This window comes from Aquaticitalea lipolytica (assembly GCF_014641635.1).
GTDB classification, from domain to species: Bacteria; Bacteroidota; Bacteroidia; order Flavobacteriales; family Flavobacteriaceae; genus Aquaticitalea; species Aquaticitalea lipolytica.
Map to the genome: position 1 here is coordinate 866,998 of NZ_BMIC01000001.1, position 24,934 is coordinate 891,931.

Sequence of the window (24,934 nt, forward strand, 5' to 3'; positions counted from 1 at the left end):
TTAAATGTAATTCACCATGAATAAAAAAGTTATTCTTATGATTCTTGATGGATGGGGTTTATCTCCAGACCCAAAAGTTTCTGCAATTGATAATGCTAATACACCTTTTATAGACTCCTTATATACTAAGTATCCACATGCAACTTTAAGAACAGATGGTTTGCACGTAGGCTTACCAGAAGGACAAATGGGAAACAGCGAAGTTGGACATATGAATCTTGGTGCTGGACGAATAGTTTATCAAGATTTAGCTAAAATCAACCTTGCAGTTAAAAACAAAACATTAGCTAATGAACCTGTGCTTATTGATGCTTTTAAATATGCTAAATCTAATAATAAGCCTGTTCATTTTTTAGGCCTACTAAGTGATGGTGGCGTACATTCTCATATTGATCATTTATTAGGTTTACTAGATGCAGCAGAAGATTATGGTGTGCGAAACACATTTGTACATGCTTTTACCGATGGAAGAGATGTAGATCCAAAATCTGGTTTTGGCTTTGTAACTGCACTTGAAGAACATATTAAAAATTCTAACACAAAACTAGCATCAATTACAGGGCGTTATTATGCAATGGATAGAGATAAACGTTGGGAACGAATTAAGTTAGCTTATGACGCATTGGTAAATGGTATTGGAGAACTATCAAACAACGCTACACAATCCGTAAAAAAAAGTTATAAAAATGATATTACTGATGAGTTTATAAAACCCATCATAATGACAGATAGTAACAACCAACCTATTGCAAATATTAAAGATGGTGATGTTGTTATCTTTTTCAACTTTAGAACAGATAGAGGTCGTCAGCTTACCGAAGCCTTAACTCAAAATGATTTTCATGAACAAAATATGCATAAGCTTAATTTGTATTATGTAACCATGACTAATTATGATGAAAGCTTTTCAAATATTAAAGTTGTTTTTGAAAAAGATAATCTAACAGAAACATTAGGTGAAGTTTTAGAAAAACATCATAAAAAACAAATTCGTATTGCTGAAACTGAAAAATATCCACACGTTACATTTTTCTTTTCAGGAGGAAGAGAATTACCTTTTAAAGGAGAAACTAGAATTTTAAGAAACTCACCAAAAGTTGCAACCTATGATTTAAAACCAGAAATGAGTGCTTACGAACTTAGAGATGCTTTAGTTCCAGAACTAGTAAAAGGCGATGTAGATTTTGTTTGCCTTAATTTTGCAAATGGTGATATGGTAGGTCATACTGGAGTTATGGAAGCTGCAATTAAAGCATGTGAAGCAGTAGACATTTGTGTTAAAGATGTTGTTACAACTGCGTTAGAAAATAATTACACAACTATTCTTATAGCAGATCATGGTAATTGCGAAACAATGATAAATCCTGATGGATCGCCAAATACTGCACATACGACCAATCCTGTTCCTGTAATTTTAATTGATAACGAATTAAAACATATAAATGATGGCGTTTTGGGTGATATAGCTCCAACAATATTAAAACTTATGGGAGTACAACAACCAAAATTAATGACAAGACAGGCTTTAATTGATTAATCTTCAAACATAGATAATTATTGTATTTTAGCATCATAAAAATTAATCAATGAACTTTCAGGACAAATTAATTATTGCAATAGATTTTGATGGAACTATCGTTGAAGACGCATATCCAAAAGTTGGTAAACCACGTATTTTCGCTTTCGAAACATTAAAGCGTTTACAAGATGAAGGGCATCGTTTAATACTATGGACTTATAGAAGTGGTAAAAAACTTGATGAAGCTGTTAAATTTTGCGAAGACAATGGCATCGTTTTTTATGCAGTAAACAAAAGTTTCCCTGAAGAAAAGTTTGACTATAGCAAAAGCCGCAAAATATATGCTGACTTATATATTGACGATAGAAACATTGGTGGCATTCTTGGTTGGGGAGAAGTTTACCAAATGATTACTAACGAGAAGCCAAACATCAAAGAAAATCAGAAAAAAGGATTCTTCTCTTTTTTTAAATAATCTTTATCCTCTTACAAGTTCAAAATAGTGTTTATCAATAGACTCTCTATGATCTGGATGAGCAATATCTACCAAGGCTTTCACTCTATTTTTTATAGTTTTTCCATATAAATTAGCCACTCCATATTCAGTTACCACATAATGCACATGAGCTCTTGTAGTAACAACTCCTGCTCCTGGCTTTAAAGATGGCACTATTCTACTTATTCCTTTGCTTGTTACTGATGGTAATGCAATTATAGCCTTACCTCCTTCACTTAATGAAGCTCCTCTAATAAAATCCATTTGTCCTCCTACTCCAGAATACATATTTGGACCTATAGAGTCTGCACAAACCTGACCTGTAACATCAACTTCAATTGCCGAATTAATAGCAACCATTTTTGGATTTTGTTTTATAATAGATACATCATTAACATAATTAGAAGCACGCATTTCTATAAACGGGTTATCATCAACATAATCATATAATTTTTGAGAGCCAATTAAAAAAGTGGCTAATGCTCGTCCTCGATTAATACACTTATAATTACCATTTACAACGTCTTTTAAAATTAAATCAATAACACCATCAGAAAACATTTCTGTATGTAACCCTAAATCTTTATGATTAGTTAGGCGAGTTAATACAGCATTTGGTATACTACCAATTCCCATTTGAAGTGTACTTCTATCTTCAATTAAATTAGCCACATAATCTCCTATTTTATTTTCAATTTCAGTTGGTTCAGGCATATTATGACTTGGTAACAACTCATTACTTTCAACAAACACATCAATTTCAGAAACATGAATAATTCCTGCACCATGAGTTCTTGGCATATATTTATTTACTTGAGCTATAACATATTTTGCGTTATCTATAGCTGCTAATGTTGCTTCAACCGAAACTCCCAAAGAACAATAACCATGTCTATCTGGAACAGATACTTGAATTAATGCAACGTCTAAATCAATAATATTACGTTTAAACAATAATGGCAATTCGCTTAAAAACACTGGAGTGTATGATCCGTTTCCAGCCTTTATAGTATGTCTAACATTTTTACCTATAAAAAAAGAATTTACATGAAAGCTGTTTTTTAATTCTGGATTTGCATAAGGCGCTTCGCCTTCAGTATGTAATTGACAAACCTCAACATTTCTTAATTCTTCATGCCGATTAGCCATCGCTTTTATTAACGCTTGAGGCGCAGCTGCTGCTGCATGAATATAAACACGATTGTTTGATTTTATAACTTTTACTGCTTCTTCAGCACTTACAGGTGAGTACATAATAATTGATTTAAGCAGCAAAATTATTTATTAAAAACCGTTTAAAAACTGTCGAAAATCATGTTTTGATAATAAAAGATTACAATTTTTATTTTAAGTATCTTTGCCAATATTTTTTAAGCATGATTATAGTAAAAACAAGAGAAGAAATTGAATTAATGCGCGAAAGTGCATTGGTAGTTTCTAAAACATTAGGAATGTTAGCCAAAGAAGTGAAGCCAGGAGTAACCACATCCAAATTGGATAAAATGGCTGAAGAATTCATAAGAGAACAAGGTGCAATACCTGGTTTTTTAGGTTTGTATGATTGCCCTTCAACGTTACTTTGTAGTACTAATGAAGCTGTAGTACATGGACTTCCAACCAATGTTCCACTTAAAGAAGGTGATATTGTATCAATTGATTGTGGTGCTATAAAAAACGAATTTTATGGTGATCATGCCTATACATTTGAAATAGGAGAAGTAGCTCCAGAGACTCGAAAATTACTTCAAGTAACTAAAGAATCGTTGTATTTAGGAATTCGAGAACTAAAAGTTGGAAACAGAGTTGGCGATGTTGGTTTTGCTATACAAAATTACTGCGAAGCTCAAGGCTATGGTGTAGTAAGAGAACTTGTAGGTCATGGATTAGGAAAGAAAATGCATGAAGATCCTGAAATGCCAAATTATGGTAAACGAGGACGTGGTAAAAAATTTATTGAAGGTATGGTTGTAGCTATTGAGCCTATGATAAATATGGGAACTCATAAAGTAAAGCAACTTAACGATGGCTGGACAATTGTTACTTTAGATGGACAACCTAGTGCTCATTTTGAACACGATGTGGCTATTGTTGACGGAAAACCAGAAATCTTATCGACGTTTGCATATGTTTATGAAGCTTTAGGTATTACATCTAATGAAGAAGATGAATTTCGCCAAAAAGCATTAGTGCTTTAATAGTAAATGAAAAAGCTTTTCAAACTTATTCTTAATACAATTCCAAGACCTTTACTGATTAGGTTAAGTTATGTAGCTCGTCCTATTTTAGCATTTTTTTTAAAAGGCAATACATTTACTGACCCTATTGATGGCAAAAGCTTTAAGTCTTTTTTACCTTATGGTTATGGTAAACAACGTAACAATGTACTATCGCCATCTACATTGAGTTTAGAACGTCATCGTTTACTTTGGTTGTTTCTAAAAAATGAAACTGATTTTTTTTCTGCACAAAAAAAAGTATTACACTTTGCCCCAGAACAATGTTTTTTAAAACGATTTAAAAAGCTTAGTAATTTAGATTATACTACAACAGATTTGTTATCTCCAATCGCAGATGTAAAAGCAGATATTTGCAATCTTCCATTTAATGATAATGAATTTGATTTTATACTATGTAATCATGTATTAGAACATATTCCTGATGATACTAAGGCTATGCAAGAATTGTATCGTGTGATGAAAGTTGGAGGTATGGGAATTTTTCAAATTCCGCAAGATTTAAATAGAGAAAAAACCTTTGAAGACGATTCTATTACAGATAAAAAAAAACGCGCTAAAATTTTTGGACAATATGACCATGTTAGAGTTTATGGTCGTGATTATTTTAATAAACTTAGACGTATTGGTTTTAAAGTTGATGAAGTAGATTACACTTCTAAACTTTCAAAAGAAGATGTTGCAAAATTCTGTCTTGCCAAAGGCGAAATTATTCCTGTGGTTTACAAATAGTTTAATTCTCTGGAAATCCATTTAAAGACAGTGTTTCTAACTCTTTATTTTCGTTTTCAAAAATTAAAAACACTTTCAATTCTGGATGCGTTTTTAAAAAGTCTTTCACCTTTTCTATTCCCATGGCTTTAAAAGCAGTCGCATAACCATCAGCAGTCATACAATTACTGGTAATAACTGAAATGCTCAATAAATTGGTTTTACTCGGATAACCCGTTTTTGTATCTATAATATGTGAATATCGATTACCTAAACTGTCGGTTTTAAATTTTCTGTAAGTTCCAGAAGTAGCCATTGATTCGTTGTGAAGCGAAATTGCTTTCATTATAGATTGTGTACCATCAAAATGAGGCATCTCTACACCTACTTTCCAAGGTTTTTGTTTTTCAATATTTGTACCTTTGCATCTAATTTCACCACCAATTTCTACAATATAATTCTCAATATTTTTGCTTTCTAAAAAATCAGCAATAACATCAACTCCATAACCTTTAGCAATAGCATTAAAGTCTATAAATGTATTTGTGTTTTCTTTAATAATTGTATTATCAACTAACTTTACTTTATTTAATCCAACAGAAAGCATTAAGCTATCTATTTTAAGACTATCTAAGCTGATTATTTTTCCTTCAGGCCCAAAATCCCAAGCATTAACTAAAACACCTATAGTTGGATCGAAAACACCTTCTGTAGCTTCATAAATCACTTGTGAAGCCGAAAATACTTTTTTAAAATGTTCATCAACCTCAACTGATTCGTTTCTATTTAGTTTTGATATATCTGAATTGGTTTGATATGTAGACATCGATTTATTAATCACATAAAATAAACTGTCTATTTGTTGTTGAAAATCGTCACTCTCTTCAGAGTAATACTGAATTGAATATGTTGTACCAAATACATCACCAGTTAGCTTTGTATTCTTCTGATCTTGTTTACAACTAAAAACAATTAATAATAAAAGTGTAAATAAAAAATGTCTCATTTAATTCAGATTAGTTTCTACAACTTGTATTCCGTTATATTCAATTAAATAGTCTTCGTTTAAATATATTGGCAAATCTTCTCCATTTGGATTTCCTAAACCAACGCCAGCATATAATACTTTAGCATCTTTATCTCTCGCATGCTTTTTAAAAGATTCCATCCAAATTACATCATAATTGTTTGGGTTTTCTGGTAGGATAACCACTTTAACAATGACAAAAAAATATTGTTTGTTTTTATCTATACACACAAATTGTGGGTGCTTTTTAAGTTTACTATTTATAGCTATAAATTCAAAACCTCGTTGCTCTAAATCCTTACCAACATGATTCATTGCAAGGTTGTGAAGTTCTTGTTCTGTAAGTGGTTTGCTCATAATGCAAAAGTACAAAATGATAAAAAGTTTTTTTACTTTGTTTGGTTTATTTAAATCTCACAAATTTAGAGTCGTAAAACGTATAATTAGAAACTGGTATTACAGCATCTTTTTCTAATTTATACCATGGTGAAATTGTAGTGTCTACTAGATTCTTAACTAGATGTACATTTTGTGCAGGTGTATTACCTTGAAACAAAAGAAATAATTTCTCTCCTTTATCATTTATTACTTCATCACAAATCATTACAATATGCCCTGGAGAGCCTCCTTTTATAAGCATGTCACCTAGTTTTAATTGTTTAGCATCATTAATTTTTGGCAATTCATTATAAAGTGATAATGTTCCTGCATACATATAAATTAGGTTCAAATAATTATAAAAATTAGCTTTAGATTCGTTTTTAGATGCAGATTTACTAAATGTTACTTTATTACCATTAATAATAGGTCGATAGCCATCTGCATATTTATCCCAAGAGCAATAATCACCACTTGTAAAGTTGAAGCCTATCTCGTCTTTTCTATTATTATCCCAAAGGTATTCGCTCCTAATTCTAATAAGTGCATCAGCACATTGTTGCAGCCCATTTGAAGGTACTGGAATTTCTAAAATACCAATATGTCCACCTTGCCAAAAATAATCAGTATTATCATAATTAATAATTTTTGAGCCATACGCTTTCAGCTTATAATTACGCAAATACTCTTCAAATGATCCTTTTGGGTAATCTACACGTTTATAACCTTCAGGAATATTTACTCTACTTTTTATAGTTAGACTATCTTCATTAATATGATTGGTCTTTTCAATAGAACCAACAATCATATTGGTTGCTTGCTTAACAGGTTTAAATTGATAAGCAACAATTACAAATACTGAAAGTAGAGATAAAATAAGAATTAGCTTTTTCATCTGATAATATTTATTTGTTTTTTAATGGTCAGATGCAATGCCCAAATTATAATTCTAGTGGGTTTGGCGCATTTCATTAAATGGGCATTTCATAATTATTGTAACGAAAAAACCCAACACTTTCGTATTGGGTTTGATTTTATATGTACTGAAGATTATCCTCCAAAGTCATCAAATCTGATATGTTCGTCTGGAATTCCGAAGTCTTCACCCATTTTTTGAACCGCTTGATTCATTAATGGAGGTCCACAGAAATACAACTCTATATCTTCTGGCGACTCGTGTTTGCTTAAGTAATTATCAATCACACAATTGTGAATAAACCCAACAAAACCATCTCCAGGAGCATCAATGTTTTCTTTTACTTTCCAGTTATCTTCTGGTAAAGGTTCAGATAATGCTAAATAGAATTTAAAATTAGGGAAATCGTTCTCTAATTGATTAAAGTGATCTAAATAGAATAACTCACGTTTAGAACGTCCACCATACCAATAGGTTACTTTACGACCTGTTTTTAAGGTTTTGAATAAGTGGTATAAGTGCGAACGCATTGGTGCCATACCAGCTCCACCACCAACATATAGCATTTCAGAATCTGACTCATTAATGAAGAACTCTCCATAAGGACCAGAAATAGTTACTTTATCACCAGGTTTTTGAGCAAAAATGTATGACGATGCAATACCAGGATTAACAGCCATCCAACCGTTTTTAGCACGATCCCAAGGTGGAGTTGCAATACGTACGTTTAACATAATTTCACGTCCTTCTGCTGGGTAAGAAGCCATAGAATATGCTCTTTCAACAGTTTCAGTGTTTTTCATCATTAATGGCCATAAATTAAATTTATCCCATTCTGCTTGAAACTTATCTGGAGTTTCATGCTCTTGTGGATGTGCAGTAATGTCGATATCTGAATATTTTATTTCGCATGGTGGAATTTCAATTTGAATATATCCTCCAGCTTTATAACCCATGTCTTCAGGTATTTCTACTACAAACTCTTTAATAAAAGATGCAACATTATAATTACGAACAACAGTCGCTTCCCATTTTTTAATTCCGAATACTTCTTCTGGAATAGTGATTTCCATGTCTTGTTTCACTTTTACCTGACAAGATAAACGTGCTCCATGTTTTAACTCACTACGTGTAAAATGTGGAGTTTCTGTTGGTAAAGCTTCGCCTCCTCCAGATAATACGTGACATTCACATTGAATACAAGTACCTCCACCACCACAAGCAGATGGTAAAAATATTTTATTATTTCCTAACGTTGAAAGTAAACTTCCTCCTGAAGCAACTTCAATTGTTTTCTCGCCATTAATAGTAATTTTTACTGGGCCAGATGGTGATAATTTTTGTTTTACTACCAATAAAAGCGATACCAGTAAAAGGGTAATTATTAAAAAAGCTACTACTGTTGCTATTATGGTTCCTAATGTTCCTGCTGCTAATAAAATCATCTTACTCGTTTACTTTTGTATTGTTAGCTAACTCTTTATCAGTATTATTTTTAGGTTCTTCAACCTTTACTGTTTTTTCTTCTTTTGGAGCTTCATCACCACCTGTTAACATACCTCCAAAACTCATAAATCCGATTGCCATTAATCCTGTAATGATAAATGTAATTCCTAATCCTCTTAATGCTGGTGGCACGTTAGAATATCTGATTTTTTCGCGAATTGCCGCAATAGCTAAAATTGCTAAAAACCAACCTATTCCAGAACCTATTCCGTAAACCGTTGCTAAACCTAAAGTAGGAATCTCACGAGATTGCATAAATAATGAACCTCCTAAAATAGCACAGTTTACTGCAATAAGTGGTAAGAAAATACCAAGTGAATTGTAAAGTGATGGTGAAAATTTCTCAACCACAATTTCTACTAATTGTACCATTGTTGCTATAGTAGCAATAAACATGATAAATGATAAGAAGCTTAAATCGTAATCTGCATAATCAGCACCTAACCATTTTAACGCTCCTGGTTGTAATAAATACTGATCAAGTAACCAGTTTAAAGGCACAGTTATCGCTAATACAAAGATAACGGCTGCACCTAGACCAACTGCTGTTGTTACTTTTTTAGATACTGCTAGGTAAGAACACATTCCTAAGAATGTTGCAAATACCATGTTATCTATAAATATTGATTTTAAAAATAATTCTATATATTCCATATTTTTAAATATTAATCTTCAATTAATGTTTTATTTCTACTACGTTGTACCCAAATAATAATTCCTACAACAATTAATGCCATTGGAGATAATAACATAAATCCGTTATTCTCGTATCCTAAAGCATATAATCCTGATAATTCTCCAGGAATAGGATTACCTAATACGGGAAAACCTAATAGCGTTCCAGAACCTAAAAGTTCTCTAAAGAAACCAACGATTACAAGAATTAAACCATAACCTGCAGCATTACCAATACCATCTAGAAAAGATCTCCAAGGACCATTTGCTAAAGCAAAAGCCTCAAAACGACCCATAATAATACAGTTGGTAATAATTAATCCTACGAAAACTGATAAGGTTTTACTTAATTCGTAAGCAAAAGCTTTTAATACTTGGTCAACAATAATAACCAAAGCGGCTACTACGACCAATTGTACAATAATTCTAATTTTAGATGGAATGATGTTTCTCATAAGAGAGATTACAACGTTTCCAATACCTAATACAAACAATACAGATATGGCCATTACAATAGAAGCTTTAAGCTCTGCAGTAATTGCTAATGCAGAACAAATACCTAATACTTGAATAGTAATAGGGTTATTATCTGCTAATGGATCTAATATTAATTTGCTATCTTTTTTTGATAAAAGTCCCATATCTTACTCGTTTTTTAAATTTTTGAAATAAGGCACATACAATCTTAAATCACTTTTAATCATTGCAGTAACACCATCGCCAGTAATTGTTGCACCAGCTATAGCATCAACCTCGTTATCTGTTTTATCGTTATTTTTTGGGTCTGCATTTCCTTTAGCAACTGTAATACCACTAAAATCTCCAGATTCGTCTAAAAGATGTTCTCCAATAAAATCATCCATAAAGAAACGTTGCTTGATATTAGCACCAAGACCAGGAGTTTCTCCTTTGTGGTCAAAATACGCTCCTTGCACAACCATATCTTTATCAACAGCTACATAACCCCAAATTGCATCCCAAAGACCTTTACCATAAATAGGAATTACATAAAACGTTTTTCCGTCTTTCTCACCTACAAATAATGGTAGTTTTCTATCGTAATTAGGGTCTTTAGCAGACGACTTTTCTTTTTTGACGTCTATTAAATAAGCTTTGTCGTCTTCATTTATTTTATCACCTTCAATTACTAATTGTTGTGTGATGTATTTTGAAAATGCTTCAGGTGCTTTGTCAGTAGATATAAATACTGCACTACTTTCATCGTTATCATTAACACCCATTGCATACAAAATGTTTTGCTGCTTTTCTAATCGCACATTTTCAGTAATAGTTGGTTTTAATGATGCAGCAGCAAAAGCTAACAATGCACCAACAACCAATACCATTCCGATGGCAAAAATTATAGTGTATGAATTTTTATCTGTTCTATTTTCCATCATTAAGCAGTTTTAACTTTTAGACGTTTCATTCTTCTTTTCACATTTCCTTGAACCACATAATGGTCAATAGTTGGAGCAAACACATTCATTAATAGAATTGCAAGCATCACGCCTTCAGGATATGCTGGATTGAACACACGAATTAATATAGATATAAACCCTATTAGGAATCCGTAAATCCATTTTCCTTTATTTGTTTGAGATGCTGTTACAGGATCTGTTGCCATAAATACAGTACCGAAAGCAAAACCACCAATTAATAAATGGTGCCAAAATTCGGTATTCATTAATGCATAAAATTTACTACTCTCTGTAATCCAACCACTTGAAACAACAGCATTAAATATTAATCCCATTGCTAAAGCACCTAAAACAGACGATAGCATAATTCTCCAGCTCCCAATTTTTGTAAAGATTAAAAATAAACCTCCTAGTAAAATAAGTAATGCTGATGTTTCACCAACCGAACCAGGAATAATTCCGTAGAACATATCCCAAGCTGAATAAGCTACTTCTTTACCTTGAGCTAAAGCTCCTAATACGGTTTCACCAGAAATTGCGTCTAAATTTTCACCAGCCGCAATCGCTTTATCTCTTGCTACTGCACCATGAACCCATACTTTATCTCCAGACATCCATGTTGGATAGGCGAAGAATAAGAATGCTCTAATAGTTAATGCAGGATTTAAAATATTCATTCCTGTACCACCAAAAACTTCTTTTCCAATTACAACACCAAAAGCTACTGCTACTGCAAGCATCCATAATGGTGTATCGATTGGCACAATTAGAGGCACTAACATACCTGTTACTAAATAACCTTCTTCTACTTCATGTTTTTTAATAACTGCAAATAAAAACTCAATTGCTAAACCTACACCATAAGAAACAACTACTAATGGCAATACTTTTTGTAAACCAATTACAAGGTTATTCCAATTCCAAAATGTGACATCTAAAAACCCTTCAGCTCTTCCAATTTCTCCTAGAACTAGGAAATGCTGATATCCAGCATTAAACATTCCGAAAATTAAACAAGGAACCATTGCCATGATAACAATGTTCATTGTACGTTTTAAATCGTCAGCCACTTTTATGTGAGTTCCACCATGTGTGGTCTCATTTGGCAAGTATAAAAAGGTATGTATTGCGTTAAACGCAGGAGCCATTTTAGTTCCTTTATACTTTTCTTTTAAGTTGTGTAAACTACTTTTTAAACCCATTATCCTATCTCTTTAATCATTAAGTCTAAACCTTTTCTTATAATAGCTTGATGTGGCTGTTTAGACACACAAATAAACTCAGTTAAAGCAAAATCTTCAGGTGCAACTTCGTACATTCCTAAAGCTTCCATTTCATCTAAGTCTTTGTACATACAAGCTTTTAATATTTGTAATGGATAAATATCTAAAGGAAAAACCTCTTCATAATTTCCAGTTAATACAAATGCTCTATGCTCGCCATTTGTGTTAGTATTTAAATCAAATTTTTTGTTTGGTGTTAACCATGAAAATGTTAACGCTCTTGACGTTGAAATTTTATTAAATACTGGTTTGTTCCATCCAAAAAACTCATAATCATCTCCTTCTGGAATTACTGTTATTGTATTACTATAATAATCTAAATATCCATCTGGTTTTACTTCTTTTCCTGATAAAATACTTCCAGAAATAATTCGGTCGTTTCCATCTTTTTCAACACCATTATCATAAACCATTGTAGCAATTTCGCTTCCTATTTTGGTTACAAAATATCTTGGTTTTTTAACTGACGAACCTGCTAGCGCAACAACACGTTCTGCATTAAATTTGCCTGTTAATAATAACTCACCAATGATAACTAAATCTTGAGCAGCAACTGTCCAGACTACTTCACCTTTATTTACAGGATTCACTTTATTGATTAATGTCCCAACATTTCCAGAAGGATGTGGTCCAGAAACCTTATGAAGTGTAACACCAGCTAAACTAGCTAATGGAGAATTAGATTTTTTTCCAACGCTTACATGTACCTTACCCTCTGTTAACTTACCCAAAGCAGTAACTGCAGCTTGTAATTCAGCTTCTTTACCTTGAAGCACATAATCTAAATCTGCCACTAAAGGTGCACTAGCATAGCCTGAAATAAAAATAGCTTTTGGCACACCATCAGTTTTTGCTATTACATCGTAAGGACGTTGTTTAATAAAAGGCCAGCAACCTGCTGCTAATAAATGAGCTTTTATAGCTTCTGCATTAGATGCGTCTACATTAAACTTACCATTATCTTGGTAGGTTTGCTCTTTATCAGCTTGTAGTTTTATTGCTAATATTTTACGTTTTTCACCACGTGCAATATCAATAATTTCTCCAGAAACTGGAGACGCAAACTTAACAGATTCATCATTTTTGTCGTAAAAAATAGGCTCACCTGCTTTTACTTTAGCGCCTTGCTTTGCAATTAATTTTGGAGTAACACCGTGGAAATCTTCAGGTCTAATCGTATAAAAGTTACTGATAATAGCCTTTTCAGTGGTTTTTTCAGCTTCGCCTTTTAATTTAATATTGAGACCTTTTTTAATCTTAATGTCGTTTGACATATTATAAGTCTATTTGTTAATAGTTATAGTATTTTGATTTTTAATCGACTCAAAAATCCGTGCAAATTTACGAATTTATAATGCAGATTTCATAATATTTGTAATAAATTTTATGTGAGACTTTAGCAGATAATTTTTAGGCACAAATTTTGTTTATCTTTACAATTCAAATAGCATAAAAATGACATTAAAGTTTAAACAACTTCTTTTTTTACTGTTTTTCCCGACTTTTATTTTTGCCCAAGTTGATGAAATCAATCCTCCAAGTTATATAAAAACAATCACCTTTAAAGGTAGTACTAGCCAAAGTCAGCTACCTATTTTAAGATTAGGTGAACCATTATTGTTAGAATTTGATGCACTTAATGGAAACGAAGCTGATTTTTATTATGTTATTGAACATTATAATTATGATTGGACACCTTCACAACTCTCAAAAGCAGAATATTTAAGTGGATTTGATAACCAACGAATTGTTAATTATGAAAACTCTTTTAACGCTTATCAAATATACTCACACTATAATCTTAAAATCCCTAATCAGCAAACCAGAGGCTTTCTCAAGACAGGAAACTATATGGTTTTAGTTTATGATGATTATGATGAACTCGTTTTTTCAAGAAAATTCATGATTTATGAAGAAGCTGTAAATGTTGGAGTAACAATAAAACGCTCTAGAGATGTTAAGTTTATTAACGAGAAACAATCTGTTGATTTTATAGTTTCAAATAACAGTTTCAATTTTAATAATCCTTCTGAAACAGTTAAAGCTTTAGTGATTCAAAACAATAACCTCAACACAGCTATTTCAGGTTTAAAACCTCAATACACACTAGGAAATGAATTAATTTACAGGTATGATACCGAGTCTAGTTTTTGGGCTGGAAATGAATATTTATATTTTGAAAATAAAGATGTGCGTGCTGCAAATGTTGGTGTTCAATATACCGATTTGCAAGATATTTATCATAATTACCTATTTATTAATACCGAAAGAGCAAGCAGACCTTACACTTACAATCCTGATATAAATGGTAACTTTTTAATAACCTCTTTAGATGCTGATAATGTAGACATAGAAGCAGATTACACTATGATTCATTTTTCGTTACAATATCAACCAGTTACTGATGGAAATAAAATATATGTTTATGGCAATTTTAATAATTATGCCTTAAACAAAGAAAATGAATTATTATATAACCCAGAAAATGGATTATATGAATGTGCTTTTAAACTAAAGCAAGGTTTTTACAACTATAAATATGTGATTGTAAATAAAAAAGGACATCTTGAAGAAGGTGCTATTAGTGGTAATTTTTATCAAACTGAAAACAATTACAAAGTACTTATTTATTATCGTGATTTAGGAGCTCGTTACGATAGATTAATTGGATTTGGTGAAGGATCTTCAATAAATATTTCTAATTAGAATTAATTTTCTGATATTTAGTACGACAGATAGATAAATACAAAAATCAATCCTTACTAAATGATTAATGATATAAAGCTTTTTAATGAGCTTGTCGAATTGCTTTTACAAGAAGAAAAAAAACATCCTGTTGCAACTCCAATTGACACAGACAAACTATACCAAGCATTAGATCTTAAATTAAACGATGAACCTGCACTAGATTCAGATTTTAAAAAGATATTATCTCAACTTATTGTTAGCACTCCAAAAACAGCTTCTACTTCTTTTTTTAATCAGCTTTTTGGAGGAAGAGTAAGCAAATCAATATTAGGTGATTTATTGGCTGTTATGCTTAATAATAGCATGTATACATATAAAGTTGCAGGCCCGCAAGTTGGTATTGAAAAAACCATTCTTAATAAAATCTGTGAGATTATTGGATACGGAACTGAAAGTGATGGCACATTTGCTCCAGGTGGTTCCATGAGTAATTATATGGCAATGATTATGGCTCGCGATCGCTTTAATCCAACAATAAGAAGTAAAGGTATTCATAGTAAAATGACTCTTTACACATCTGAAGATTCACATTACTCCATTTCAAAAAATGCTTCTTTAATTGGTATAGGTCGCGAACAAGTAAGGCTTATTAAAACAAATGATTTTGGTGAAATGTTAGCCGATGATTTAGAACTTCAAATTAAAAATGATATTGCATTAGGTTGCGAACCGTTTTTTGTTAATGCTACTGCAGGCACAACTGTTTTAGGTGCATTTGATGATATTACTAGTATTAGCAAGGTTTGTAAAACTTATAATTTATGGCTTCATGTAGATGGTGCTTATTGTGGTGCTGTTATATTTAGTAAATCATATAAACACCTTTTAAAAGATTTAGAATTAACAGATTCGTTTAGTGTAAATGCTCATAAAATGTTAGGCACACCATTAACCTGCTCAATAATAGTTACACAAAACAAAAAACATTTATACCAATCTTTTAGTAACGATGCAGAATACTTGTACCAAACTAACGATGACGAATTTAATCTTGGAAAAACATCATTACAATGTGGTAGACGTAATGACGCTTTAAAACTTTGGACACTATGGAAATCTGTTGGAAACAATGGTTTGGAAAGTATCGTAGACAAACAATTTTATTTAGCAGATGTAGCTAGAAATTATATTAAATCGCATCCAGATTATAATTTATACAGCTTTGATAACTCAATTTCAGTGTGTTTTAATTATAAAAATATTTCTGCTAAAACTTTATGTACTTTATTATATGAACATTCAAAATTAATGGTTGGCTATGGTACTTTTAAAGAAGAAGAATTTATAAGATTGGTAACTATAAATACTTTAGTTGAAGAACATGATATTTTAAACTTTTTTAAAACTATTGAACATTTTGTTGATAGTAATAACATGATTGAAACAATAAGTAATTCACCTAGCGATTGTTAAAATAGTCCCTTATGACGAAAAAGATGTGTATTTAATTAAAATTTATCCTATTTTAGCTAATCTGTAAAAAAACAATGATGGTACAACAAGTTACAAGCGGCATAAAAATTTCCGTTGAAACCACTTTTGAAGGCACATTTTATAAAAATTATAAAGTGCACTTTGCTTTTGGTTATAAAGTAACTATTGAAAACCAAAGCAAAGATTCTGTACAATTAAATTCTCGTCATTGGAAAGTTTTTGATGCCCTAAACAATATTGAAATTATTGAAGGTGAAGGCGTAATTGGAAAAAAACCAGTTTTAAAACCAGGCGAATCACATACATATAATTCTGGGTGTTTACTTACATCTCCTTTTGGTGCTATGCAAGGCCATTATAATATGGTTAACTTTACCAATGCCAATAAATTTAAAGTTTACATACCAAGTTTTAAGTTAAGCGCACCTTTTGCTCTTAATTAAACATCACTCATTCTTACGAAGAAAATCAAATCTAAATGTAGTTCCATTTTGTTTTACATGGAAGAAGCTACAATTTGAATATTGAACAAATTCGTGGTCAATAGTCATATCGAATCCTTTTTCATTAATAATATAAATACCATCAACATCAATATGTCCATGAGGAGAAACTCTTCTAAAACGATACTCCCTGTCATGCTTTAAATCATGCAATTCAAACCAAGCTCCTGCAGCAATACCAGATAACCACTGTGCATTTTCATGTTTCGTGTTATTATGCTTTGGGTGAAGTGTACCAACAAAATCAGGATTATGATTTGACAACTTATCTAAAAACAAACGTCTGTTTTCTTTACTTACTGACGATTCGAAATAAGAAATTATTCCTTCTTCAGAAACTTTGTAGACATTTGCTTCAGTATTTGCAATAACAACATTGCCAATAGTACTTGGCGTAAACCATTTTGATCTTTTTAAATTATTCACAATCGCTTTATCTGTAACTCCAGCAATTAATGAATCGGTTACAAAACGAGCACAGTTACAAGCATCTTTTATAAAAGCTGCATAACGAATAAAATGTCTGTTTTGCATCATTGTAATATGATCTCTCGCATTTTCATAATTCACACTATTGCAAACTGATGCGTAAAGCGTTCCATCTCCATGTGTAAGCTTAGGATGCGTTGATAGGAATTTAAGTATCTCATCTAAATTTACAATAGTATCATTTTCTATTTTTGCGACAATCGGAAACTCTAACTCATGATCAGTATCTTTTCCTCTTACTCTTCCGTTAGGCTCAGGAGTTATATAACGACCAAAATCATGATACTCTAAAATTCCTGTTTTTTTATTTATTAGTACTAAAGCTGCATGTCCTGCTCTAACATAATTTTTCTTTCCAATACCAAAAAATCGCAAATAATGTGAATACCACTCATCGGCAACCATAACAATAGTTTCAGGATAAGCTAAAGTGATTATAATTCCGTTATTCATCAATATATAATGGTTCAAATTACAGTTTGGCAACTTACAAAAAATTACGCTTATTTTTAACTTTGATTTAATAGGTCTTCAAACAGAAAGCGAACAAAATTTTGTACCTTTGCATTTCAATTTTTCAAACATTTAAAAAATCAAAATACTCATGGGAAAAGGATTCTTCAATGTACCAGTAGCAGTTAATGAACCAGTAAAATCTTATGCTCCTGGATCACCAGAACGTGAAGCAGTAAAAAAAGCATACAAAGATATGTTTAACAACACTATTGATGTACCAATGTATATTAATGGAAAAGATGTAAAAACAGGAAATACTAGAACAATGTCTCCTCCTCATGACCACAAGCATATTGTTGGAACTTATCATTTAGCAGAGAAAAAACATATTGATGATGCTATTTCAACAGCTTTAGAGGCTAGAAAAGCTTGGTCTCAAATGCCTTGGGAACAACGAGCTGGTATTTTCTTAAAAGCAGCCGAATTAATTGCTGGTCCTTACAGAGCAAAAATTAATGCAGCTACTATGATTGCCCAATCTAAAACTATTCATCAAGCAGAAATTGATGCTGCTTGCGAGTTGATAGATTTTTTAAGATTTAATGTACAGTTTATGACTGACATTTATATGGAACAACCTGAAAGCACAAGTGATGCTTGGAACCGAATAGAATATCGTCCATTAGAAGGTTTTACTTATGCAGTAACTCCTTTCAACTTTACTGCTATTGCAGGAAACTTACCAGCGTGCATGGCATTAATGGGAAATGTTGTTGTTTGGAAACCTAGTGATAGCCAAATATATTCTGCTAAAGTAATTATGGATGTATTTAAAGAAGCTGGTGTACCTGCTGGAGTTATTAATGTGGTATTTGGTGACCCTATAATGATTACAAATACTGTTCTTGCTAGTCCAGATTTTTCAGGATTACACTTTACTGGATCGACAGATATTTTCAAAAAGCTATGGAAACAAATTGGAAATAACATCGAAACTTACAAAACCTATCCAAGAATTGTTGGAGAAACTGGAGGAAAAGATTTTATAGTTGCGCATAAAACAGCCAACACTAAACAAGTATCTACTGCAATTGTAAGAGGCGCATTTGAGTTTCAAGGTCAGAAATGTAGTGCTGCATCTAGAGCCTACGTTCCAACTAGCTTATGGAAAGATGTAAAAAAACAAGTGATTGACGATGTTAAGTCATTTAAAATGGGTTCTCCTGAAGATATGAGCAACTTTATAACTGCTGTAATTCATGAAGGTTCATTTAATAAATTAGCGAAATATATAGACCAAGCTAAAAAAGATAAAGATGCTGAGATTATTGTTGGTGGTAACTATGATAAATCTAAAGGTTATTTTATTGAACCAACAGTTATTGTAACTACAAACCCGAAATACACAACTATGTGTACCGAACTATTTGGCCCTGTAATTACTATTTATGTTTATGAAGATAAAGATTACAGTAAAACACTAAAATTGGTTGATGAAACAAGCGAGTATGCATTAACTGGAGCTATTTTAGCAACAGACAGATATGCAATTGAAGAAGCTACTAAAGCTTTACAAAACTGTGCTGGTAATTTCTACATAAACGACAAACCAACTGGCGCTGTTGTTGGTCAACAACCTTTTGGTGGAGCAAGAGCATCTGGAACAAATGACAAAGCTGGTAGTTCACAAAACTTATTACGCTGGGTGTCACCAAGAATGATTAAAGAAACGTTTGTAACTCCAACAGATTATCGTTATCCTTTTTTAGGATAAAGAATATATTCTAAAGAAAAACCCATCAAATGATAATGTTTGATGGGTTTTTTTAATATCTGAGGTTTTACAATTAACCTTTCCATTTTATTGGTAAGTGAACTATTTTTTTTGTTTCATAAAAGTCTTCATCAAAATAGTCGGTTATATTATAAATTGTTGCGGTTTTATAATCTTGAAGCTCTTCAGTTAAATCACCTCCTTTTAAATAAATAATCCCATTTTTAAGTTCGTGATTTTGCTTTTTGGCTATTTTCCCTTTTATCCAATGTACAAATGTTGGCATAGCAGCAACAGCTCTACTTACAATAAAATCATAAGTATCATTAATTTCTTCAACTCTGCAATGAGAAGTTTTTACATTAGTTAAACCTAATCCTTCAACTACTTCATCAACAACTTTTATCTTTTTTGCAATACTATCTACTAAATGAAAATTACATTCAGGAAACATAATAGCCAAAGGTATACCTGGAAAACCTCCACCTGTCCCAACATCCATAATTTTAGCGTGAGGCTTAAAAGTAATTAGTTTAGCAATAGCTAAAGAATGCAACACGTGCCTTAAGTATAACTCATCTATATCCTTACGAGAAACAACATTAATTTTCAGATTCCAATCTTTATAAAGGCTCTCTAATTGCTCAAATTGTTTAACTTGTAACTCCGTTAAATTTGGAAAATAATGCTGGACTAAATTCATAGAAACTAAAATTTTGAACAAAAGTATCATTTTTGTGTGGATATTTTTAATTCAATATTGTGATATAGGCAGTATTTATTAATTATATTTGGCACCAAAATATGATAACTCCTAATTTAACGTTACCATATAAAAATACAATTATGACAGAGCAAACTTTATCTTTTTCAAGAACAGATTCAGCAAAATTCTTCAGAACTCTTAATAAACGAGTTAACGATTACTTTAAAGATAACAATATAAAACGTACTGGAAACTGGAAACTATGGGTAAAAACTGTAGTAATGTTTTCACTGTTTTTAGCGCCTTATTTTTTAATACTTACACTCAATTTACCAACTTGGTCTATGATTCTTCTTACAATTGTTATGGGAATTGGAATGGCTGGTGTTGGAATGAATGTAATGCACGATGGTAATCATGGCTCTTTTTCAAACAAAGAATGGGTTAACCGTTTAATGGGAAGTAGTATATATATTTTAGCTGGAAATGTTTATAACTGGAAGGTACAACACAATGTTTTACACCACACATATACAAATATTCATGGTCATGATGAAGATTTAGAAGCTGGTCGTATATTACGCTTTTCTCAACACGCAAAATGGCATAAACATCATAAATTTCAACATTACTATTCTGTTTTACTTTATGGATTATTAACTATAAATTGGGCAATTACTACCGATTTTATGCAAATGAAGCGTTATTTAAAACGCAAACTATCATATGGTAAGTTTCCAAATCCTGCTACCGAATGGAGTAAACTTGTTATTTCTAAAATTATATATGTGTCTATTTGGATTGTGTTACCATTACTGTTAACCAACATTGCTTGGTGGAAAATATTAATTGGCTTTTTTATTATGCACTATGTTGCTGGTTTAATATTAAGTGTTGTATTTCAATTAGCACATGTTATGGATGAAGCAGAAATGCCTTTACCAGAAGAAAACGGAACAATGAAAAACTCTTGGGCTATACACCAACTTACTACTACTGTTAACTTTGGAACAAAAAACAGAATAGTAAATTGGTTTACAGGAGGATTAAATCATCAAGTAGAACATCATATATTTCCTCATATTAGCCATGTTCACTATACTAAGATTTCAAAAATTGTAAAAGAAACAGCTAAAGAATTCAATTTACCGTATAAAGAATATAAAACAACCAGAAAAGCAATTATTGCTCATTTTAAATTCTTAAAAGAAATGGGAATGAAGCCTTCACTGCAAATGTAAATTTTCATATTTTATTTATCAATGAACTTATTATCAGATAGAATTTTAAACATGTCTACCTCTGCAACTTTAGCAATGGCAGCAAAGACAAGAGAATTAAGAGCAGAAGGAAAAGATATTATTGGTTTAAGCTTAGGCGAGCCAGATTTTAACACTCCAGATTACATAAAAGAAGCTGCAATACAAGCTATTAATGATAATTATAGTTCATACACTCCTGTTGACGGTTATGTTGAGCTAAAAGAAGCTATCATTAAAAAATTTAAAAGAGACAATGATCTTATATACACTGCATCTCAAATTGTAGTCTCTACAGGTGCAAAACAATCTTTAGCAAATGTTGCTGCTGTATTAATAAACAAAGGTGACGAAGTTATTATTCCTTGTCCTTATTGGGTAAGTTATGCTGATTTAGTAAAATTAAATGAAGGAATTCCTGTAGAAGTAAAAACATCAATAGATACTGATTTTAAAATTACACCTAAACAATTAGAAGCAGCTATTACTCCAAAAACTAAGATGATTTGGTATAGTTCGCCATGCAACCCTAGTGGTTCAGTTTATAGTAAAGAAGAGCTTAGAGCGTTAGCTGATGTATTACAAAAACACCCAAATATTATTGTAGTGTCTGACGAGATTTATGAGCATATCAATTTTATTGGCGAACATGCAAGTATGGCTCAGTTTGATGACATGTTTAATAGAACTGTAACTGTAAATGGTGTTTCAAAGGCATTTGCAATGACTGGTTGGAGAATAGGTTATATTGGCGCTCCAGAGTATATTGCTCGTGCTTGTAATAAAATGCAAGGTCAAATAACAAGTGGCGCAAATTGTATTGCACAACGTGCTACTATTACTGCGTTAAATGAATCTCCAGAACGAGTTCAGTTTATGGTTGATGAATTTAAAAAACGTCGCGACTTAATTATTAGTTTACTAAATGATATTCCGACCTTTAAAAACAATATGCCAGAAGGCGCTTTTTATGTGTTTCCTGATGTTTCATATTATTTCGGAAAAACATTAAGAGGTAAGCTAATTAAAAATGCAGTCGATTTTTCTTTCTACCTATTAGAAGAAGCACTTGTTGCTACTGTCGATGGAGAAGCTTTTGGTAATCCAGATTGTATTAGAATATCTTATGCAGCATCACAAGCTGAAATTATTGAAGCTATAAAACGAATTAAAGCAGCATTAGTATAAAATAAAAAGCCACTATTTTAGTGGCTTTTTTATTACATTAAAATTAGCATTATAACTAACCCAATTAGAATGACTCCTAATAATAAAAATTGTTTAAGTCTTCTTTGTTTATTCTCTTTTATTAACCGCAATCTTAATTCCTTAATCATTTGAGGAGTAGCCTCAGGAAAGTTAAACTTAGATTTTTCTTTGGCATCATAACCTCCTAAAGTTTTTCTGAATCTTTTACTTTTATCAAGCATTATGCTTTTATTGCTCTTGATAACACTTAACATTGATTCTGACAATGGCATCTTGTAACTGAATTTAAATGGTTAAAATAGCAATTAGTACAATCACAATTATTAAGAATAAAATGGCTTGCTTTAAATGCAAACTCCTTTTTTCTTTCTTTAATTGCAACTTAATTTCCAATAAAAGTTCTGGAGTAGCTTCAGGAAATTTAGCTAATTTAACATCAGTATAACTGCCTGATAAACTCCTTTTTTCTTTTCTTTTTGACACCAAATTTCTATTATTCTTTAATGAATTATTTGCTGCCATCATTGAGCCTTCTCCTCCCATAAGTTCTAAGTTTTAAAAATTAATTATTGGAATACAAAACCATATACATTTTGTAGAGTTGACTCTTAAATGTAATTGTTTTTGTTTTAAAAAAAAGCTTCTTTAATAATAAGTAGCATAATGTAACAAAATGTTACAATTATCTGTTTCTCCAGAAGAAAGGTGTAAATAAAATAAGCACAGTAAACAACTCTAAACGACCTATTAACATTAAAAATGAAGACCACCATTGTGCTAATGGAGGCAATGCAGCATAGTTATTAACTGGACCAAAATTACCGAGTGCTGGGCCAATATTTCCTAAGCTAGATGCTGATAATCCTATTGCAGATTGAAAGTCTATTTGAAACATTGAAAACACAAGTGCTCCAACAATAAATGAAAGCATATATAAAATAAAAAAACCTAGAATATTAAATACAATATCTCCAGAAATTGCCTTTTTGTTATAACGTACAGGCAAAACTGCATTAGGATGTAAAGCACGCTTAAACTCTAAAAAACCATTTTTAATAAGTATTAAATGTCGCATTACTTTTACGCCTCCAGAAGTACTTCCTGCTGATCCTCCTAGAAACATAATTCCAAAAAAGAATACAACTAAAAAGGGTGTCCATAAGGTATAGTCGGCTGTAATAAACCCTGTTGTTGTAATCACGGTCAGCACCTGAAATAAACCATGCCTAAAAGCACTTTCAGCTTTACCCCAAACCATAGGATGGTCTATTGTTGACAAAGCCAAATCTGCTTTAAAATAAATAATCAGTGAAACTATAATAGTAAATAAAGCTATAAACTTAAAATACAATTTAAGCTCTTCGTCTTGTATTGCCTTTTGTACTCTTCCTTTAAATGCGTAATAGCTTAGTACAAAATTTGTTCCTGCTAAAAACATAAAAACAATAATGATATATTGAATAATTGGTCTATCATTCCAATACGCTACACTAGCATTTTTTGTTGAAAATCCACCTGTAGATAATGTACTCATTGCATGGTTTATTGCGTCAAAAAAGGACATTCCTGCTACCTTTAGCAAAATGGTTTCTGCAACAGTATATCCAAAATAAATAAGCCATAATCGCTTTGCAGTATCGGTAATTCTTGGATGTAATTTATCTGCACTTGGTCCAGGAGCTTCAGCAGCAAATAGCTGCATACCTCCAATACCTAGTAATGGTAAGATGGCAATAGCAAGCACGATAATTCCCATACCACCAATCCAATGTGTTGTACTTCTCCAAAACAAAACACCTTTAGGTACTATTTCAATATCGTTTAATATTGTTGCTCCAGTAGTAGTATAACCAGACATCGTTTCAAAAAAAGCACTGGTAAATGTTGGTATAACGTTAGTAACCATATACGGAATCGCTCCAGAAATTGCCATAGCAACCCATCCTAAGGTTACAACAATATAACCTTCACGTTTGTTCATCTCTTTACTATGCTTTCTTGTTAAAAGCATTAATAAAGTTCCAACTACTAAAACACCAACTCCAGAAGCAAAGAGATTTAAAGTAACTCCATCTTTATAAATTAAACTCACCAATGTAGACAATAGTATAAAACCTCCATTACATAAAAGTAATAGTCCTAAAAAGTGAAAAATGATTTTATAATTGAGTCTCAACAGCACTAAAATAT

At 31.7% G+C, this 24,934-nt stretch carries 25 protein-coding genes; 10 read left to right on the forward strand and 15 right to left on the reverse strand.

What is annotated here, in order from left to right:
- Window positions 1–16 precede the first annotated feature (16 nt).
- Window positions 17–1,537 carry a 2,3-bisphosphoglycerate-independent phosphoglycerate mutase gene (gpmI, locus tag IEW41_RS04070; protein WP_188605055.1) on the forward strand — a complete coding sequence of 507 codons (1,521 nt, stop codon included), beginning with the start codon at window positions 17–19 and terminating at the stop codon, window positions 1,535–1,537.
- Between the two features lie 49 nt (window positions 1,538–1,586).
- Complete coding sequence (locus tag IEW41_RS04075) at window positions 1,587–1,994, forward strand: BT0820 family HAD-type phosphatase (RefSeq protein ID WP_188605056.1); 408 nt, start codon at window positions 1,587–1,589, stop codon at window positions 1,992–1,994.
- Window positions 1,995–1,997: 3 nt separating this feature from the next.
- On the opposite strand, the gene IEW41_RS04080 is transcribed toward IEW41_RS04075, so the two are convergent.
- Window positions 1,998–3,269, reverse strand: coding sequence for an acetyl-CoA hydrolase/transferase family protein (locus tag IEW41_RS04080; protein WP_188605057.1), 1,272 nt, complete (start codon window positions 3,267–3,269; stop codon window positions 1,998–2,000).
- 122 nt (window positions 3,270–3,391) lie between these two features.
- On the opposite strand from IEW41_RS04080, the gene map reads away from it, so the two are divergent.
- Together map and IEW41_RS04090 are read left to right on the forward strand one after the other, a co-directional pair.
- Window positions 3,392–4,210: a type I methionyl aminopeptidase gene (map, locus tag IEW41_RS04085; protein ID WP_188605058.1), complete on the forward strand. Its 819-nt coding sequence runs from the start codon at window positions 3,392–3,394 to the stop codon at window positions 4,208–4,210.
- Between the two features lie 6 nt (window positions 4,211–4,216).
- A complete protein-coding gene (locus IEW41_RS04090) occupies window positions 4,217–4,981 on the forward strand; it encodes a class I SAM-dependent methyltransferase (RefSeq protein WP_188605059.1) in 765 nt (254 codons plus the stop codon).
- Between the two features lies 1 nt (window position 4,982).
- Here the strand turns inward: IEW41_RS04090 and IEW41_RS04095 are convergent, their stop codons facing one another.
- From IEW41_RS04095 to IEW41_RS04135, 9 genes are all read right to left on the reverse strand, one after another.
- A complete protein-coding gene (locus tag IEW41_RS04095; protein ID WP_188605060.1) occupies window positions 4,983–5,966 on the reverse strand; it encodes an FAD:protein FMN transferase in 984 nt (327 codons plus the stop codon).
- Window positions 5,967–6,344: a DUF8840 domain-containing protein gene (locus IEW41_RS04100; protein WP_188605061.1), complete on the reverse strand. Its 378-nt coding sequence runs from the start codon at window positions 6,342–6,344 to the stop codon at window positions 5,967–5,969.
- Between the two features lie 46 nt (window positions 6,345–6,390).
- Complete coding sequence (locus tag IEW41_RS04105) at window positions 6,391–7,260, reverse strand: DUF4846 domain-containing protein (protein ID WP_188605062.1); 870 nt, start codon at window positions 7,258–7,260, stop codon at window positions 6,391–6,393.
- Window positions 7,261–7,415: 155 nt separating this feature from the next.
- Window positions 7,416–8,723 (reverse strand): NADH:ubiquinone reductase (Na(+)-transporting) subunit F, encoded by a 1,308-nt coding sequence (nqrF, locus tag IEW41_RS04110; protein WP_188605586.1) that lies wholly within the window; start codon window positions 8,721–8,723, stop codon window positions 7,416–7,418.
- Between the two features lie 4 nt (window positions 8,724–8,727).
- A complete protein-coding gene (gene nqrE / locus IEW41_RS04115; protein WP_188605063.1) occupies window positions 8,728–9,441 on the reverse strand; it encodes an NADH:ubiquinone reductase (Na(+)-transporting) subunit E in 714 nt (237 codons plus the stop codon).
- An 11-nt stretch (window positions 9,442–9,452) separates the two neighbouring features.
- Entirely contained in the window at window positions 9,453–10,103 is a 651-nt protein-coding gene (locus tag IEW41_RS04120) for an NADH:ubiquinone reductase (Na(+)-transporting) subunit D (protein ID WP_188605064.1), read from the reverse strand.
- Between the two features lie 3 nt (window positions 10,104–10,106).
- Window positions 10,107–10,859: a Na(+)-translocating NADH-quinone reductase subunit C gene (locus IEW41_RS04125; RefSeq protein ID WP_188605587.1), complete on the reverse strand. Its 753-nt coding sequence runs from the start codon at window positions 10,857–10,859 to the stop codon at window positions 10,107–10,109.
- A gap of 2 nt (window positions 10,860–10,861) precedes the next feature.
- Window positions 10,862–12,085 (reverse strand): NADH:ubiquinone reductase (Na(+)-transporting) subunit B, encoded by a 1,224-nt coding sequence (locus IEW41_RS04130; protein ID WP_188605065.1) that lies wholly within the window; start codon window positions 12,083–12,085, stop codon window positions 10,862–10,864.
- Window positions 12,085–13,440, reverse strand: coding sequence for a Na(+)-translocating NADH-quinone reductase subunit A (locus IEW41_RS04135; RefSeq protein WP_188605066.1), 1,356 nt, complete (start codon window positions 13,438–13,440; stop codon window positions 12,085–12,087). Before IEW41_RS04135 ends, IEW41_RS04130 begins: the two co-directional genes overlap by 1 nt.
- A 181-nt stretch (window positions 13,441–13,621) precedes the next feature.
- On the opposite strand from IEW41_RS04135, the gene IEW41_RS04140 reads away from it, so the two are divergent.
- The 3 genes from IEW41_RS04140 (at window position 13,622) to apaG (ending at window position 16,791) form a co-directional block, all read left to right on the forward strand.
- On the forward strand, window positions 13,622–14,872 hold the full coding sequence (locus IEW41_RS04140) for a type IX secretion system plug protein (RefSeq protein ID WP_188605067.1): 1,251 nt from the start codon (window positions 13,622–13,624) through the stop codon (window positions 14,870–14,872).
- 60 nt (window positions 14,873–14,932) lie between these two features.
- Window positions 14,933–16,327, forward strand: a complete 1,395-nt coding sequence (locus IEW41_RS04145) for a pyridoxal phosphate-dependent decarboxylase family protein (RefSeq protein ID WP_188605068.1) — start codon at window positions 14,933–14,935, stop codon at window positions 16,325–16,327.
- Between the two features lie 77 nt (window positions 16,328–16,404).
- The gene (gene apaG, locus IEW41_RS04150) at window positions 16,405–16,791 is read left to right on the forward strand and encodes a Co2+/Mg2+ efflux facilitator ApaG/CorD (RefSeq protein WP_188605588.1); all 387 of its coding nucleotides are present in this window, start codon (window positions 16,405–16,407) and stop codon (window positions 16,789–16,791) included.
- Between the two features lie 3 nt (window positions 16,792–16,794).
- On the opposite strand, the gene IEW41_RS04155 is transcribed toward apaG, so the two are convergent.
- Window positions 16,795–17,793 carry a DUF6695 family protein gene (locus IEW41_RS04155; protein ID WP_188605069.1) on the reverse strand — a complete coding sequence of 333 codons (999 nt, stop codon included), beginning with the start codon at window positions 17,791–17,793 and terminating at the stop codon, window positions 16,795–16,797.
- Window positions 17,794–17,944: 151 nt separating this feature from the next.
- Here IEW41_RS04155 and pruA point away from each other — a divergent pair, with 151 nt between their 5' ends.
- Complete coding sequence (gene pruA / locus IEW41_RS04160) at window positions 17,945–19,570, forward strand: L-glutamate gamma-semialdehyde dehydrogenase (RefSeq protein ID WP_188605070.1); 1,626 nt, start codon at window positions 17,945–17,947, stop codon at window positions 19,568–19,570.
- Window positions 19,571–19,643: 73 nt separating this feature from the next.
- Here pruA and rsmG read toward each other — a convergent pair whose 3' ends face one another.
- Window positions 19,644–20,273: a 16S rRNA (guanine(527)-N(7))-methyltransferase RsmG gene (gene rsmG / locus IEW41_RS04165; protein WP_188605071.1), complete on the reverse strand. Its 630-nt coding sequence runs from the start codon at window positions 20,271–20,273 to the stop codon at window positions 19,644–19,646.
- Between the two features lie 143 nt (window positions 20,274–20,416).
- Between rsmG and IEW41_RS04170 the strand changes: the two genes are divergently transcribed.
- A complete protein-coding gene (locus tag IEW41_RS04170; protein ID WP_188605072.1) occupies window positions 20,417–21,517 on the forward strand; it encodes a fatty acid desaturase family protein in 1,101 nt (366 codons plus the stop codon).
- Window positions 21,518–21,538: 21 nt separating this feature from the next.
- The gene (locus IEW41_RS04175) at window positions 21,539–22,723 is read left to right on the forward strand and encodes a pyridoxal phosphate-dependent aminotransferase (protein ID WP_188605073.1); all 1,185 of its coding nucleotides are present in this window, start codon (window positions 21,539–21,541) and stop codon (window positions 22,721–22,723) included.
- A gap of 32 nt (window positions 22,724–22,755) precedes the next feature.
- Here the strand turns inward: IEW41_RS04175 and IEW41_RS04180 are convergent, their stop codons facing one another.
- From IEW41_RS04180 to IEW41_RS04190, 3 genes are all read right to left on the reverse strand, one after another.
- Window positions 22,756–23,016 carry a hypothetical protein gene (locus tag IEW41_RS04180; protein WP_188605074.1) on the reverse strand — a complete coding sequence of 87 codons (261 nt, stop codon included), beginning with the start codon at window positions 23,014–23,016 and terminating at the stop codon, window positions 22,756–22,758.
- Window positions 23,017–23,029: 13 nt separating this feature from the next.
- Entirely contained in the window at window positions 23,030–23,287 is a 258-nt protein-coding gene (locus tag IEW41_RS04185) for a hypothetical protein (protein ID WP_188605075.1), read from the reverse strand.
- 139 nt (window positions 23,288–23,426) lie between these two features.
- Window positions 23,427–24,923 carry a TrkH family potassium uptake protein gene (locus IEW41_RS04190; protein ID WP_188605589.1) on the reverse strand — a complete coding sequence of 499 codons (1,497 nt, stop codon included), beginning with the start codon at window positions 24,921–24,923 and terminating at the stop codon, window positions 23,427–23,429.
- Between the last annotated feature and the right edge of the window lie 11 nt (window positions 24,924–24,934).

What these genes read in the sequence shown, in the direction of transcription:
- IEW41_RS04130 (WP_188605065.1), bottom strand. Translation starts at nt 12,085, where the DNA reads ATGGGTTTAAAAAGTAGTTTACACAACTTAAAAGAAAAGTATAAAGGA.
- IEW41_RS04145 (WP_188605068.1), top strand. Translation starts at nt 14,933, where the DNA reads ATGATTAATGATATAAAGCTTTTTAATGAGCTTGTCGAATTGCTTTTA.
- IEW41_RS04090 (WP_188605059.1), top strand. Translation starts at nt 4,217, where the DNA reads ATGAAAAAGCTTTTCAAACTTATTCTTAATACAATTCCAAGACCTTTA.
- IEW41_RS04080 (WP_188605057.1), bottom strand. Translation starts at nt 3,269, where the DNA reads ATGTACTCACCTGTAAGTGCTGAAGAAGCAGTAAAAGTTATAAAATCA.
- IEW41_RS04095 (WP_188605060.1), bottom strand. Translation starts at nt 5,966, where the DNA reads ATGAGACATTTTTTATTTACACTTTTATTATTAATTGTTTTTAGTTGT.
- IEW41_RS04180 (WP_188605074.1), bottom strand. Translation starts at nt 23,016, where the DNA reads ATGCCATTGTCAGAATCAATGTTAAGTGTTATCAAGAGCAATAAAAGC.
- pruA (WP_188605070.1), top strand. Translation starts at nt 17,945, where the DNA reads ATGGGAAAAGGATTCTTCAATGTACCAGTAGCAGTTAATGAACCAGTA.
- IEW41_RS04175 (WP_188605073.1), top strand. Translation starts at nt 21,539, where the DNA reads ATGAACTTATTATCAGATAGAATTTTAAACATGTCTACCTCTGCAACT.
- IEW41_RS04075 (WP_188605056.1), top strand. Translation starts at nt 1,587, where the DNA reads ATGAACTTTCAGGACAAATTAATTATTGCAATAGATTTTGATGGAACT.
- gpmI (WP_188605055.1), top strand. Translation starts at nt 17, where the DNA reads ATGAATAAAAAAGTTATTCTTATGATTCTTGATGGATGGGGTTTATCT.
- map (WP_188605058.1), top strand. Translation starts at nt 3,392, where the DNA reads ATGATTATAGTAAAAACAAGAGAAGAAATTGAATTAATGCGCGAAAGT.
- IEW41_RS04140 (WP_188605067.1), top strand. Translation starts at nt 13,622, where the DNA reads ATGACATTAAAGTTTAAACAACTTCTTTTTTTACTGTTTTTCCCGACT.
- rsmG (WP_188605071.1), bottom strand. Translation starts at nt 20,273, where the DNA reads ATGAATTTAGTCCAGCATTATTTTCCAAATTTAACGGAGTTACAAGTT.
- IEW41_RS04135 (WP_188605066.1), bottom strand. Translation starts at nt 13,440, where the DNA reads ATGTCAAACGACATTAAGATTAAAAAAGGTCTCAATATTAAATTAAAA.
- IEW41_RS04155 (WP_188605069.1), bottom strand. Translation starts at nt 17,793, where the DNA reads ATGAATAACGGAATTATAATCACTTTAGCTTATCCTGAAACTATTGTT.
- IEW41_RS04100 (WP_188605061.1), bottom strand. Translation starts at nt 6,344, where the DNA reads ATGAGCAAACCACTTACAGAACAAGAACTTCACAACCTTGCAATGAAT.
- apaG (WP_188605588.1), top strand. Translation starts at nt 16,405, where the DNA reads ATGGTACAACAAGTTACAAGCGGCATAAAAATTTCCGTTGAAACCACT.
- IEW41_RS04120 (WP_188605064.1), bottom strand. Translation starts at nt 10,103, where the DNA reads ATGGGACTTTTATCAAAAAAAGATAGCAAATTAATATTAGATCCATTA.
- nqrE (WP_188605063.1), bottom strand. Translation starts at nt 9,441, where the DNA reads ATGGAATATATAGAATTATTTTTAAAATCAATATTTATAGATAACATG.
- IEW41_RS04105 (WP_188605062.1), bottom strand. Translation starts at nt 7,260, where the DNA reads ATGAAAAAGCTAATTCTTATTTTATCTCTACTTTCAGTATTTGTAATT.
- IEW41_RS04185 (WP_188605075.1), bottom strand. Translation starts at nt 23,287, where the DNA reads ATGGGAGGAGAAGGCTCAATGATGGCAGCAAATAATTCATTAAAGAAT.
- IEW41_RS04125 (WP_188605587.1), bottom strand. Translation starts at nt 10,859, where the DNA reads ATGGAAAATAGAACAGATAAAAATTCATACACTATAATTTTTGCCATC.
- IEW41_RS04170 (WP_188605072.1), top strand. Translation starts at nt 20,417, where the DNA reads ATGACAGAGCAAACTTTATCTTTTTCAAGAACAGATTCAGCAAAATTC.